Annotated in this window: 14 protein-coding genes; 2 read left to right on the top strand and 12 right to left on the bottom strand. The window is 72.8% G+C overall.

Going from position 1 to position 13,001, the window contains the following annotated elements; genetic code table 11:
* Positions 1 to 83 precede the first annotated feature (83 nt).
* The 3 genes from ACZ5DC_RS38880 to ACZ5DC_RS38870 all read right to left on the bottom strand — a co-directional run bounded on the left by ACZ5DC_RS38880 (position 84) and on the right by ACZ5DC_RS38870 (position 3,186).
* The gene (locus tag ACZ5DC_RS38880; protein WP_468660928.1) at positions 84 to 287 is read right to left on the bottom strand and encodes a ferredoxin; all 204 of its coding nucleotides are present in this window, start codon (positions 285 to 287) and stop codon (positions 84 to 86) included.
* A gap of 26 nt (positions 288 to 313) precedes the next feature.
* Positions 314 to 1,528 (bottom strand): cytochrome P450, encoded by a 1,215-nt coding sequence (locus ACZ5DC_RS38875; RefSeq protein WP_468660926.1) that lies wholly within the window; start codon positions 1,526 to 1,528, stop codon positions 314 to 316.
* Between the two features lie 167 nt (positions 1,529 to 1,695).
* Entirely contained in the window at positions 1,696 to 3,186 is a 1,491-nt protein-coding gene (locus ACZ5DC_RS38870; protein WP_468660924.1) for an MFS transporter, read from the bottom strand.
* Positions 3,187 to 3,346: 160 nt separating this feature from the next.
* On the opposite strand from ACZ5DC_RS38870, the gene ACZ5DC_RS38865 reads away from it, so the two are divergent.
* Positions 3,347 to 3,916: a TetR/AcrR family transcriptional regulator gene (locus ACZ5DC_RS38865; RefSeq protein ID WP_468660922.1), complete on the top strand. Its 570-nt coding sequence runs from the start codon at positions 3,347 to 3,349 to the stop codon at positions 3,914 to 3,916.
* Between the two features lie 79 nt (positions 3,917 to 3,995).
* Here the strand turns inward: ACZ5DC_RS38865 and ACZ5DC_RS38860 are convergent, their stop codons facing one another.
* From ACZ5DC_RS38860 to ACZ5DC_RS38845, 4 genes are read right to left on the bottom strand one after another with little or no spacing between them, the layout of a single operon-like run.
* Positions 3,996 to 4,664: a response regulator gene (locus ACZ5DC_RS38860; protein WP_468660920.1), complete on the bottom strand. Its 669-nt coding sequence runs from the start codon at positions 4,662 to 4,664 to the stop codon at positions 3,996 to 3,998.
* Complete coding sequence (locus ACZ5DC_RS38855; protein ID WP_468660942.1) at positions 4,661 to 5,935, bottom strand: sensor histidine kinase; 1,275 nt, start codon at positions 5,933 to 5,935, stop codon at positions 4,661 to 4,663. Before ACZ5DC_RS38855 ends, ACZ5DC_RS38860 begins: the two co-directional genes overlap by 4 nt.
* 57 nt (positions 5,936 to 5,992) lie before the next feature.
* Entirely contained in the window at positions 5,993 to 6,853 is an 861-nt protein-coding gene (locus ACZ5DC_RS38850; RefSeq protein ID WP_468660918.1) for an ABC transporter permease, read from the bottom strand.
* Positions 6,850 to 7,788 (bottom strand): ATP-binding cassette domain-containing protein, encoded by a 939-nt coding sequence (locus ACZ5DC_RS38845; RefSeq protein ID WP_468660916.1) that lies wholly within the window; start codon positions 7,786 to 7,788, stop codon positions 6,850 to 6,852. The genes ACZ5DC_RS38850 and ACZ5DC_RS38845 overlap by 4 nt, the downstream gene beginning before the upstream one ends.
* 292 nt (positions 7,789 to 8,080) lie before the next feature.
* Between ACZ5DC_RS38845 and ACZ5DC_RS38840 the strand changes: the two genes are divergently transcribed.
* On the top strand, positions 8,081 to 8,971 hold the full coding sequence (locus ACZ5DC_RS38840; RefSeq protein ID WP_468660914.1) for a COG4705 family protein: 891 nt from the start codon (positions 8,081 to 8,083) through the stop codon (positions 8,969 to 8,971).
* On the opposite strand, the gene ACZ5DC_RS38835 is transcribed toward ACZ5DC_RS38840, so the two are convergent.
* The 5 genes from ACZ5DC_RS38835 to ACZ5DC_RS38815 are packed head-to-tail and all read right to left on the bottom strand — an operon-like array spanning position 8,952 to position 12,951.
* A complete protein-coding gene (locus ACZ5DC_RS38835; RefSeq protein WP_468660912.1) occupies positions 8,952 to 10,337 on the bottom strand; it encodes a sensor histidine kinase in 1,386 nt (461 codons plus the stop codon). The two genes, ACZ5DC_RS38840 and ACZ5DC_RS38835, sit on opposite strands and share 20 nt — an antisense overlap.
* Complete coding sequence (locus ACZ5DC_RS38830) at positions 10,334 to 10,996, bottom strand: response regulator transcription factor (RefSeq protein ID WP_468660910.1); 663 nt, start codon at positions 10,994 to 10,996, stop codon at positions 10,334 to 10,336. The genes ACZ5DC_RS38835 and ACZ5DC_RS38830 overlap by 4 nt, the downstream gene beginning before the upstream one ends.
* Positions 10,950 to 11,681, bottom strand: a complete 732-nt coding sequence (locus ACZ5DC_RS38825; RefSeq protein ID WP_468660908.1) for a phosphatase PAP2 family protein — start codon at positions 11,679 to 11,681, stop codon at positions 10,950 to 10,952. Before ACZ5DC_RS38825 ends, ACZ5DC_RS38830 begins: the two co-directional genes overlap by 47 nt.
* Positions 11,678 to 12,286 carry a phosphatase PAP2 family protein gene (locus ACZ5DC_RS38820; protein ID WP_366755155.1) on the bottom strand — a complete coding sequence of 203 codons (609 nt, stop codon included), beginning with the start codon at positions 12,284 to 12,286 and terminating at the stop codon, positions 11,678 to 11,680. Before ACZ5DC_RS38820 ends, ACZ5DC_RS38825 begins: the two co-directional genes overlap by 4 nt.
* Positions 12,283 to 12,951 (bottom strand): DedA family protein, encoded by a 669-nt coding sequence (locus ACZ5DC_RS38815; protein WP_468660906.1) that lies wholly within the window; start codon positions 12,949 to 12,951, stop codon positions 12,283 to 12,285. The genes ACZ5DC_RS38820 and ACZ5DC_RS38815 overlap by 4 nt, the downstream gene beginning before the upstream one ends.
* Positions 12,952 to 13,001 lie beyond the last annotated feature (50 nt).

Raw genomic sequence — 13,001 nt, 5'->3', positions numbered from 1 at the left:
TCGCAAAGGGGCGGGAGCGCCGTCCGGGACAACGCCGCCGGCCGGCATCGTGGGTGATGCCGGCCGGCGGTGGGGGGTGTGTTTCAGGGGCTCGTGCGGAGGTGGATGGCGGCGCCGGGACAGAGGGCGACGGCCTCCTGCACGGCCGCCAGACGGGCCGCGGGCACCTCGGGGCGCAGCAGGACGGAGGTGCCGTCGTCCTCGTCCTGGTCGAAGACGTCCGGGACGAGCCGCGCGCACTGCCCGCCGGCGACGCACCGTGCCGCGTCGACCGTCACCGTGGTCACGGTGTCCGCCTCGCCCGGGCCGCCGGTCACCACGTGACCGGCACCGAGTCGTAGCCGTAGATCAACGTCTCACGGGTGAACGGCAGTTCCTCGACGGGCACGGCGAGGCGCAGACCGGGGATCCTGGCGAACAGGGTGCTCAGTGCCACCTCCACCTCCAGGCGGGCGAGGTTCTGGCCCAGGCACTGGTGGATGCCGTACCCGAAGGCCAGGTGACCGGGGCGGCCCTCGCGGCGCAGGTCGAGGAGGTCCGGGTGGGCGAAGACGTCGGGGTCGTGGTTGGCCGCGGCGGTGGACAGCAGCATGCCCTCGCCCTCGCGGATGACCCCGTCCGGCAGTTCGATGTCCGCCGTGGCCACGCGGTTGGTGACGTGGTCGGCGTGGCTGACGAAGCGCAGCAGCTCCTCCACCGCAGCGGGGGCGACAGAGGGGTCGGCCTTGAACAGGGCCAGCTGCTCCGGATGGGTCAGCAGGGACACGGTGCTCAGCGAGATGAGGCTCGCCGTGGTCTCGAACCCGGCGATCAGCAGGAGCAGGGCCAGGCCGACGAGGTGCTCGCGGTCGGTCAGGCCGTTCTCGTCGAACCTGAGGACCAGCTTGCTCAGCAGGTCGTCCGCTTCGGGAGTGTCCGCCTTGGCGTCCACCAGCTCACCGAGGTAGACCCGCATGCCGGCGAGGTTGCCGGCCCACTCCTCGGCGCTCGCGGTCCGGCTGACGACGGTGCGCGCACGCTTCTGGAACATGTCCCGGTCGGCATAGGGGACCCCCAGCAGCTCGCAGATCACGAGGGAGGGCAGCACCAGGCTGAGCTGCTGCACCAGGTCGGTCGGACGGGGGCCCGACAGCATGCGGCCGACGCACTCGTCGACGACCTCCTGGATGTACGGGCGCATGCTCTTGACCCGCCGGAAGGTGAACTCGCTGACCACCGTGCGCCGGTACGTGGTGTGCTCCGGCGGGTCGAGCCACGGCAGCACGCCCTTCTTGTCGACCGCCTGCTGTCCCTCCACCAGGGAGGGGAAGCCGGGGCGCATGGGGTCCGAGCTGGCCCGGGGGTCGCCGAGCAGCTGACGCACGTACTCGTGCTTGGTGATCAGCCAGGCGGTCCGGCCGCCGCTCAGAGAAACCCGGGTCATCGGCGACTGCGCCCGGATCGCGGAGTACTCCGCGGGGGGCTTGAACGGGCACTCCCGGAGGATCGGAAATGCTGTGGAGCCCGCGTCGGGCGCCGGTTCGGCCACGGTACTCTCCCTCGGTCCGTGAACGGTGTGTGACGCTCCGCATGCTCGCGTCGCGCACTAAAGCCACCCTTAAAGTCGGCCGGCCGCGTACGGCTCGGAAAACGCCGGCTGGGGCGCCCCTTGCCTCGGGGACGCCCCAGCCGGTGCGGAGCACCGGGGGAGAGTGCTCACGCCTTGGCGGAGGGCTTGGGGACGCGGATCACCAGCAGGGCGACGGCCAGGGCGCAGCCGACGAAGACGATGCTGCCGGTGAAGGCGCTGCGGACGCCTTCCGTCACCACCTTGTGCACCGCGTCGACGCCCGTGCCGGCGTGCTTGGCGGCGTCGTCGGCGGACGTGCCGTACACGGTGACCAGGATGGCCAGGCCCAGGGCACCGCCCAGCTGCATCATCGTCTGCAGCACGCCCGAGGCCGCGCCGGCGAGCTGCTGGGGGACGCCGCTGAGCACCGTCACGTTCGTGGGCATCAGGCAGCAGCCCGCGCCGACGCCGAAGAGCAGCATCGGACCGAGCACGCCCGTCAGGTAGCTGTCGGAGACCGAGATGGTGCTGAGCCAGACCGCCGTGACGGTCATCAGCAGCGCGCCGACGACCATGAACCGCTTGGCGCCGTGCTTGGGCAGCATCTTCGGCACCGCCCGCGCCACGACGAACATGCCCAGGGTCATCGGCAGGAAGGCGAGGCCGGCCTGGATCGGGGAGAACTCCAGGACGTTCTGGATGAACTGGCTGAGGAAGTAGAACAGGCTGAGGATGGTCGCCGTGAACATCAGCATGTTGGTGTAGGCGGCCGTGCGGGTGCGCTCCGAGAACAGCTGGAGCGGGACGATGGGCTGCGCGGCCCGGCGCTCGGCCAGCAGGAACGACACGAGCAGGACCACGGCGGCCGCGAAGCAGGTCAGCGACACCGCGTTGCCCCAGCCCTCGGAGGGCACCCGGATGAGCCCGTACACCAGGGCCGTGACGCCGGCGGTGCCGGTGATCGTCCCGGCGAAGTCGAAGCGGCCCGAGTGCGAGGGGGTCTCCCGGATGCACATCGGGGCGAGCACCGCCACCGCCAGGCCGATGGGTACGTTGACGAACTGGATCCACCGCCAGGACGCCAGCGAGGTCAGGATGCCGCCCAGGATCAGACCGAGCGAGGTTCCGGTGGCGGCGGTGGCGGAGTAGATGCTCAGGGCCCGGTTGCGGGGCGCGCCCTCCTCGAAGTTGCTGGCGATCAGGGCGAGGGTGCCCGGTGCCGCCATCGCCGCGCCCACTCCCTGCAGCGCCCGGGCCGTGACCAGCAGCCACGGCGTGCCGGCGATGCCGCCGAGCAGCGAGGACACCGTGAAGATCACGGTGCCCACGACCAGCACCCGGCGCCGGCCGAACATGTCGCCCATGCGGCCGCCGAGCAGCAGGAGGCCGCCGAAGGCGAGCAGGTAGGCGTTGATCACCCACGACAGGCCGACGGGGGAGAAGCCCAGGGCCTTCTGGATGCTGGGCAGCGCGATGTTCACGATCGTGGAGTCGATGGCCACCATCAGGTAGCAGGTCACGATGACCGTGAGGGTGAGGGCGGAGCGGTTCGGCCGTAACGGTGAGCTCGCCGGCTGCCCCGGTGCGCCCGGCTCGTCCTTGGCGGGTGGCGAGCCGACGGTGTTCTGGTTGGACATGCTGCTCCTTGGAGGACCGGGGCGATGGGGGCCGCGCGCTGTCGACGACGCCGAAGAGCCGGAGCGGGAAATACCGCCGGCCGCGCGTTCACTCAACGAGCGTAGAGTGAAGCGGTACTTACGGTCAACTCGTGTTGAGCGAAGCGGTTAGCATAGGTGTGTGAGTACCGAAGAGCCCCCGCTCTCGCGAGCTGAGCGACGCCGCTCGACCGAGAAGCGCATCCTGAACGTCGCGCGTCAGCTGTTCGGTGAGCTCGGTTACGACCGTGCGACGATCCGGAGCATCGCCAAAGCGGCCCAGGTCGACCCCGCCCTGGTGATGCAGTACTTCGACAACAAGGAGAACCTCTTCAGGCAGGTCGTCCGGCTCGACGCCGCGGAGACCGCCCCGGAGACCGCCGACCCGCTCATCGCGCAGCTCATGGCGGGCCTCGGCGTGAAACTCGCGGGCATGCCGGCCCCTTCGCTGGCCATGCTCCGCTCCATGCTCACCCACCCGGACATGGCCGCGGAGATGCGCGAGACGTTCGACCGCCAGATCAAGCAGGTCTCCGCGGTCATGGAGGGGGAGGACGTCGAGCTGCGGGCGGCACTGCTGATCATGGCCCACCTGGGCGTCGTCGTCGGCAAGCACCTGCTCGAACTCGAACCCCTGCGCGACACCCGGCCGGAGCGGATCATCGAGCTGCTCGACCCCTGCTTCAAGACCCTGGCCGATCCCACGCCCTGACCCTTGACCGCGACAGCGGCCCGAGGCGGCGCTCCGCCTCCTCCGCGAGGGGGACGCGTCCCTCGCCGGTGCCGCGGGCTCAGCCCGTGTGAGGCCGGGCCAGACCGTGGTCGTAGGCGAAGATCACCGCTTGGATGCGGTCGCGGGCGCCGATCTTGGACAGCACGCGACCGACGTGGGTCTTCACCGTGGACTCCGACAGCACGAAACGCGTGGCGATCTCGCCGTTGGACCAGCCCTTGCCGATGGCGACCAGGATCTCGCGTTCGCGGTCGGTGAGGGCGCCCAGGCGCGGATCCTCGGCGGAGCCGGCCCCGCCGGGGGGCACGAGACGGGCGAACTCGTGCAGCAGGCGGCGGGTGAGGGCAGGCGCGATCACCGCGTCGCCGACGGCCACGGCGCGGATGCCGGCGAGGAGTTCCTCGGGTCGGGCGTCTTTGAGGAGGAAGCCGCTGGCTCCGGCGCGCAGGGCCGCGTAGACGTACTCGTCGACGTCGAAGGTGGTCAGGACCAGGACCCGGGAACGGTCGCCGGAGGCGACGATGCGGCGCGTGGCCTCGATGCCGTCCATGCCCGGCATGCGTACGTCCATGAGGACGACGTCGGGGCGCAGTTCGGCGGCCTTGCGGACGGCCTCGCTTCCGTGCGCGGCCTCGCCCAGCACCTCCGTCTCGGGCACGGAGTCCAGGAGCATGCGGAAGCCGTATCGCTGGAGCGGCTGGTCGTCCACGATGAGCACGGTCGTCATCGGACGCCGGCCCGGGGAGCGAGGTCGAGGGCGGCGCACACCGTCCAGCCGCCACCGGCCGGGCCCGCGCTCACGTGTCCGCCGTAGAGAGCCGCTCGTTCCCGCATGCCCACCAGGCCGTGTCCTTCCTCGTTCGCCGGGCCGGGACGGCCGGCCGGTGCGGACGGGCCGGAGTCCTGGACGGTGATGGTCAGCTGTGTGTCCTCGACGACGACCGCCAGGTTCGCACGGGCGCCCGCACCGGCGTGCTTGAGGGTGTTGGTCAGCGCCTCCTGCACGATGCGGTAGACCGCGAGCTGCACCCCGCTGTCGAGGGCGTCGACGTCACCGGCCGTACGGTAGACGACTTCCAGGCCGGCGGCGCGCACCGCCTCGCACAGCGCGCCGATGTCCGCGAGACCGGGCTGGGGGCTGAGTTCGGGCTCCCCGGGCGGGCCGTCCGGCTCGCGCAGGACGCCGAGCACCCTGCGCAGTTCGCCCAGGGCCTGGCGGCCGGTGTCGCCGATGAGGTGCAGGGCCTCCCTTCCCCGTTCCGGGGAGGCGGCGGTGGCGTAGGCGCCCGCGTCGGCGAGTGTGATGATGACGGACAGGTTGTGGCCGACGATGTCGTGCATCTCGCGGGCCACCCGCGCCCGCTCGGCCGCGACGGCGAGCCGGCCCCGCTGGTCGCGTTCGGTCTCCAGCCGGGCCGCGCGGTCCCGCAGCCCGGCCAGCTGCGCCCGCCGGATACGGATCGTCAGACCGAGCGCGAGGGCCGCGGTCGCCGTGCTGAGCAGGAAGAAGAGCGCGTCCGCGACCGGGACCGCCGCCGACAGCCTGGCCGCGACCAGGCCGAGTGCCCCCGCTGTCACCGCGCAGGCCCACGGCAGCTGCCGTAGCCGTCCGTGCAGGGTCAGGCTGTACAGGGCGACGAGGAGGGCGACGTCCGCGCGGAGGGCGGCGCCGACAGCCCACTGGAGGGCGAACACGGCCGTCACCGCGCCGAAGGCCACCGCGGGCGCCCGGCGCCGCCACAGCAGCGGCAGCACCAGCCCGGCCTGGAAGGCCAGCACCCCGGCGACGGGCAACCGGGTGAACGCCACCCGGAAGCGGTGTGGTCCGTCACCGTCGCCGTCCCCGCCGGCCAGGCCGGCCGCGTGCAGCAGGTCGGGCAGGCAGAACACCACGAGGATCAGCACCACCACCGCGCTGTCCAGGACCCACGGGCGGGCCCGGTCGGCGCACCGGAGCCGCTGGCCGGCCCGGCCGAGCCGGGCGACCAGCGGCCCCATCCCGCTGAGTTCTTCGGTGGTCACGGAGGTCACCAGCCCATGATGCGGTGGCCGCGCTCAGACGTCGCTGCGCAGCAGCCGGTACGACGCGCCGGCGAGTGCCAGCGCTGTCCAGCCGAGGAAGACCGCGAGGCCGGCGCCGGGCGACAGGGCGGTCGAGTCATGGGTCAGGGCGAAAACCGACTCGCCCGCGTGGCTGGGAAGGTAGGGGGCGATGTGCCCCTGCCACGAGGTGGGCAGCAGGGAGACCAGTCCCGGGACCAGCATGAGGGCGGCCACGAGCACCGAGATGCCGCCGGCCACGGACCGCAGCAGCGCGCCGAGGGCGGTGCCGATCACGCCGACCAGACCGAGGTAGAGCCCGGCGCCCAGCAGGCTGCGGACGACACCGGCGTGACCGAGACCCAGGGCGGCGGGCGTGCCGGAGACGATCCGGCTGCCGATGAGGAAGGCGACGAACGCGCCGGCGGTCGCGATCACCAGCGCGACCGCGCCGAGCACCGCGGCCTTCGACCAGAGCACGGGCAGACGGCGCGGCACGGCCGCGAAGGTCGAGCGGATCATGCCCGTGGAGTACTCGCCTGCGGTGACCAGCACGCCGAGCACGCCGAGGGCCAGCTGGGCGAAGTTCGTGCCGAAGAGGGACAGGCTCACGGCGGTCGCGGTGGCGAAGTCGCGGTCCAGGTGCCGGCCGGAGCCGACGGCGGAGCGGTAGTGGCTCGCCGCGATGACACCGAACGCGACGAGGAACAGCAGGCCCAGTCCCAGGGTGATCCAGGTGGAGCGCAGGGACCAGAGTTTGGCCCACTCCGAGGCCAGCACGCGCCGTCCGGTCACCCGGTAGGCGGGCCGCGACGCGGCGGCCGTGGCGCTCCCGGGTGTCTCAGGGGTCTTCGGGGTTGCCGTGAGGGTGCTCATGCCGCGCTCCCGGAGGTCTCGGTGCCGGTCGTGGAGCCGTGGTACTCCACGGCGTCCCGGGTCAGTTCCATGAACGCCTCCTCCAGCGACACCGCCTTGGTGGTCAGCTCGAACAGGGGGATGGCGTGCTCGGCCGCCTTCAGGCCGATCTCCCGGGCGGAGACGCCGGTCACCTGCAGCTCCTCCGAGCCGATGCGGCCGGTGATCTCCACGCCCGGCCCGGCGAGCACGTCCCGCAGCCGTGCGGGGTCGTCCGTCGCGACGCGCACGGTGTCGCCGCCGGCCTCGCGGACCAGGTCCCGCACGGTCGTGTCGGCCAGCAGCCGCCCCCGCCCGACGACGATGAGGTGGTCGGCCACCAGCGCCACCTCGCTCATCAGGTGCGAGGAGACGAACACCGTGCGCCCCTCGGCCGCGAGGGAGGTGAGCAGGTTGCGGATCCACAGGACGCCCTCGGGGTCCAGCCCGTTGACGGGCTCGTCCAGCATCACGGTCCGCGGGTCGCCGAGCAGCGCGGCCGCTATGCCGAGCCGCTGGCCCATGCCGAGGGAGAAGGCACCGGCCCGCTTCTTCGCGACGCTGCCGAGACCGGCGAGCTCGACGACCTCGTCGACCCGGCGGCGCGGGATGCCGTGGGTGAGGGCGAGGGCGCGCAGGTGGTTGTGGGCCGAGCGGCCGGGGTGGATCGACCTGGCCTCCAGCAGCGCGCCCACCTCCTGCAACGGGGCCTCGTGGCGGGCGTAGCGCCGTCCGTTCACCGTGACGGAGCCGCTGGTCGGCGCGTCCAGCCCGACGATCATGCGCATCGTCGTGGACTTGCCCGCACCGTTGGGTCCCAGGAAACCGGTCACCGTGCCCGGCTTCACGGTGAAGTCCAGACCGTCGACGGCTGTCTTCTCCCCGTACCTCTTGGTGAGCTGCTGTGCCTCGATCATTCACGTTCTCCCTCGGACTTCAGCGCCCGTGCCGCCCGGCGCCTCCCCTCTCACGCTAGGGCCGTGACCTGCCGTATCCGGTGGTACCGGGGGGTGAACCAGGCCGGACGGGTGGTACCGGGGTACTACGATCCGGGTCGCACCGAGCCGGGTGCGAGGCCGCCGCCTGAGCGTGACGCGCAAGGACGTCGCCGGACCCGAGCCCTCCGCGCGACACGCGGCCTGACCTGCCACGCGCAAGGCGTTCAGGAGGCGATCAGGCATTCTCGTACGACCGGACAGGAGAGTCGCCTTGGACGAACCGGAGGTCATCACCGACCTCGACGTGGCGGCCACGTCGGGCACGACCACGTCGGTGATGAAGAAGCTGCCCGAGGTCACGCTGGCGTTCTGGATCATGAAGATCGCCGCGACGACCCTGGGCGAGACGGCGGGCGACCTCTTCGCGCAGACCCTGAGGCTGGGCTACTTCCTCACCACGGTCGTGCTGTTCCTGGCCTTCGTGGTGACGCTGGTGGTCCAGCTCCGCTCCAGCCACTACAACCCGTTCTTCTACTGGACCGTGATCCTGTCGACCTCCATGGCCGGCACGACCATGTCCGACTTCATGAACCGCGACGCCAGCGCCAGGTACCTCTCGAACGGCGCGACGAAGCTGGGCTGGGGACCGCAGGGTCTGGGCCTGGGCTACCCCGCGGGGGCTGCCATCCTCCTCTCGGTCCTCCTGGTGATCTTCCTCGTCTGGAAGCTGAGCGGGATGACGTTCCGGATCCGCGACATCGTCACCTTCCGGGGCGAGGCTCTGTTCTGGTCGGCGATCCTCGTCTCGAACACCCTCGGCACGTCCATGGGCGACTTCCTCTCCGACAGCTCCGGCCTCGGCTACCTGGGCGGCGCGCTGCTCGTGACCGGGGTGCTGGCCGTGCTCGCGGCGCTCATGAAGGTGCCCGTGGTGCCGAACGTGCTGCTGTTCTGGACCGCCTTCGTCCTCACCCGCCCGCTGGGCGCCACTGCGGGCGACTTCCTCACCAAGCCGGTCGCCAAGGGCGGCCTCGACCTGGGTACCGCGGGCTCGTCCGCCGTGCTCCTCACCGTCCTGTTCGCGCTGATGGCCTACGCCCACCTGCGGGAACGCCGGTCGGCGCAGGAGGGGCGGGCACCGGTCACCCGGCGGGCAGACTGACCGTGAACCTCGCCCCCGGCGTGTGCCCGGGGTCGTACGCCACCTCACCGCCGACGGCGCGGGCCAGACGGCGCGCGAGCGGCAGCCCCAGGCCCGCGCCGTCGTGCCCGTCGCCGGGGTCGGCGCGCCGGCCGGGCTGGAACAGCTCGTCCCGGAACGCCTCCGGCACACCGGGGCCGTCGTCGACGACGTCGATCCGCACGGCGCCGGGGACGCGCCGCGCGGACACGGTCACCCGGGAGTGGGCGTAGCGGACGGCGTTGGTCAGCAGGGGGCTGAGGATGCGTTCGAGGAGGGCGGGGGCGACACCCGCCTCCAGCTCCGGTGCTTCCGTCTCCACCGCCGTCTTCACCCGCTCCGGGCTGTCGAGACGCCGGAGCAGGCGGTCGAGGACGGGCAGGACGCCGGTCGTCCCGGGGACCGTCGCCGGACGCAGCGCGTTCTCACGGGCGTCGTTCAGGAGGGTGTCGCAGATGGTGCGCATGGACCGGGCGGCCTCGGCGATCACCTCGTGGGTGGCGCGGGTCTCGGCGTCCGTGCGCGGGCGGGCCCGCCACCAGTCGAGTTCCATGACGATCCGGGTGAGCGGTGTGCGCAGTTCGTGGGACAGCTCTCCGGTCAGCTGCTGTTCGTGGCGCAGGACGGTGCGTGTGCGGTCCAGCAGGGCGTCGAGCGAGGCCCCGAGGCGGGCGAGTTCGGCCGGGTGGTCCTCCGTGCCGAAGCGCTCGTCGGAGCCCACGGCGCTCCACTGGGTGGCCTGGTCGGTCATCGTCCGCACCGGGCGCAGTGCCCGGCCGACGGCCAGGCGGGTGAGGATGTAGGTGCAGCCGAGCATCACGGCGTCCAGGACGAGTGATCCCACCAGCAGGGTGCCGGCCGAATCGCGGTACGGGGTCAGGTCCAGGGCGGTGACGACGGTGGCGGTGGCGCGGCGGCCGGGGACGCGCTGGGCGCACAGCCGGACGGGCCGGCGGCCGTGTGCCCGGACGGTCGCGCAGGTGTCCCCCGGCCGGGCGGCCAGCCGGTCGGCGGCCCGGGCCGGCGGGTCGCCGGCCGTGGCGGACGGCGGCTTCTCCAGCAGACGGGTGCCGGCGTAGATCCACACGTGGGCGTCGAGGAGGCGGTCGTTGACGGTCTTCAGGACGCGCACCCGGCGGCCGGTGGTGTCGACGGTCGCGGCCACCGCTGCCGCCCGGCTGCGCAGTTCGTCGTCCGCCTGGTGCTGAAGGTGCCGGTCCATCACGGCGTTGAACACGACGGTCAGGACCGTCATCAGCAGGGCCGCGGTGGTCAGCGCCACCAGGGAGAGCCGGCCGCGAAGGGTGCGCGGGGTCAGGCGCCGCAGGACACGGGGGGCACGGTTCATGACAGGCGGTGCCCGATCCCGCGCGCCGTACCGATCGTCAGGCCGCTGCCCGCCTCACGCAGCTTGCGGCGCAGCCGGCTCAGGTACTGGTCCAGGGTGTTGTCGCTGACCTGCGCGCCCTCGGGCCAGCCGGCCCGCAGCAGATCGCGGCGGCGTACGAGGGCGCCGTCCGAGGCGGCGAGCGTGGCCAGCAGCCGGAACTCGGTGGGGGACAGGATGAGGCGGGCGCCGCGCACGGTCGCGCTGTGGTCCACCGGGTCCAGGACCAGGTCACCGGCCGGGGCCGCCATCGTGGTGACCGTCCGTCTGAGGGCGGCTCTCAGCCGGGCGGCGAGCTCGGCGAGGTGGAAAGGCTTGGCCAGGTAGTCGTCGCCGCCGGCGGAGAAGCCGGACAGGCGGTCGGTGAGCCGGTGCCGGGCGGTCAGGAAGATCACCGGTCCGAGGAAGCCGTTGGCGCGCATCGCCTGGCACACGTCCCGGCCGTCCGCGTCGGGCAGGCCCACGTCCAGCACCGTCGCCGCGATGCCGTCGGTCGCCAGCCGCAGGGCGGTGGCACCGTCGGCGGCGGGGACGGGCTCGAAGTCCTCCTCGTACAGGCCGCGGCGCAGGACGTCACGCAGGGCGTGATCGTCCTCCACCACCAGGATCCTGGGGCGCATGGTCCTCCGTCGGCTCGGCGGCCGTAATCGTCGTGCGGTCGAGGAAGGCGGCGGGCGGGACACAGGCGGCGGCGCACAGGCACGTGGCCAGCCAGCCGACGGCGAACAGCCAGCCGCCCATGACGTCGGTGAACCAGTGCACGCCCAGGTAGATCCGGGTCAGGCCCACCAGCAGACCCCAGCAGGCGACGGCCGTCCGCAGGGCCGTGCCCCCGCGCGGGGCCCGCAGGGTCAGCGCGAGGATCAGCATTCCGGCGGCCAGGGCGGACGTCGTGGTGTGCCCCGACGGGAACGCCCAGCCGCCGGCGTGCGCCGACCAGTCCGGCCGCGGTGGGCGCGGCCGGTGCACCAGCTCCATCACACCCGTGCGCAGCAGCTGCCCGAGCCCGAGGCAGGCGAGGCAGAGCGCGGCGGCCTGCCACCGCTGCCGCGCCGTACGCCCCATCAGGGCGCCGGCCAGCGCGGCGAGCAGATAGGGAACGACGCCGGTACCGGTGCCGGTCACGCCCCGCGCCACGGCCACGGCCGTCTCCGGGCGGTGACCGACCGCCCAGGTGTGAAGGCCGTGGTCGAGCCAGAGCGGAGCGCCGGCCCGGCCGCCGACGACCATGGCCAGTACGGCGAACGCCGCCCACGCGCCGAGGGCGACGCTGCCGGCCAGCTCGGCGGCCTCCTTGCGGTTCACGAGGCCGACAGCAGCGGTCGCAGCGGAGCCGACGCGGCCACCCGGCGGGCCAGTGCCGGAGCACCGCGCCGGACAGCGAGCATCGTGACGAGAGCGATCAGCCCGCCCACCACCAACCCGGTCACCACGTCGTGCGGGTAGTGCACGCCGACCCAGACCCGTGAGGCCGCCATGGCGGCCGCCGCCACGCAGGCAACCGCGCCCAGCCGCCGCGAGACGAACAGCAGCGCCACGGCGGCAGCCGCGGCGATGGCCGCGTGGTTGCTGGGGAACGACCAGTCACCGGGCGCCGGACAGGCCTCCAGGGTGCTCACCCGCAGGCTCCGGCACGGCCGGTCCTCGCGCACCGCCAGCTTGAGCACGGCGTTGACGCCGTACGCCAGCACCACGACCACCGGAACGGCCAGCGCGGTCACCGCCGCCGTCGCCCCGGTCCGCCGGGCACGCCACCAGCCGGCCACCATGAGCAGGGCGAACAGCGCCAGCCCGTAGGCCGACCACAGCGTCACCGCGGTGTCCAGCCAGCCCGGCGAGCGGTGCGCGAGATCCGTCACGTCCCGATAGGCGGAGCCGTCGATCGACGCCCCGTCGAACGCGAGCATCATCGACGGGCCCCCTTCGCCCCGGCCCGGCCGCGGCCGCGGTAGAACTCCACGGCGAGCGGCACCAGCGATATCACGACGATCAGCGCGACCAGCGGCAGCAGATAGCGGTCCACGTTCGGGATCGAGGAGCCCAGCGCGTACCCCGCCAGGGTCAGGCCGAGGCTCCACACCAGGCCGCCGGCGATCTGCCACACGGTGAACACCCGGACGGGCACCCCGAGCGCTCCCGCCAGCGGATTGAGCACGGTCCGCACCACGGGCACGAACCTGGCCAGGACGACCGCTCTGGCGTGCCCGTAGCGGCCGAGCAGTTCCTCGGCTCTCTCCGCTCCCTCACGCAGCCGGGCCGAACGGCTGCGCGCCAGCAGGACACCGCCCGCGCGCCGCCCGATCAGGTAACCGCACTGGGCGCCGGCCAGCGCGCCCACCGCCGCGGCCACCAGCAGCGGACCGAGGGACAGCTTCACGCCGTGCTGCCCGGTGCCGGTGCACAGCAGGCCCGCGGTGAACAGCAGGGAGTCACCCGGCAGGAAGAAGCCGATCAGCAGGCCCGTCTCGGCGAACATGACCGCACCCACTCCCAGCACGCCGAAGGCGGCCAGGAGCGACTGCGCGTCAAGCGGGTTCACCGCGAGCTGCGACGACAGAACCACAGGTGTGGTCATCGGCAAGGGTCCTTTCCGGACGGACGACTGGGCGCACGGCGCCCGGCATG

The organism is Streptomyces sp. NPDC031445 (genome assembly GCF_055581365.1).
Note: the sequence above shows the minus strand (reverse complement) of the source record. Positions and strands in the feature narration are given on the sequence as shown.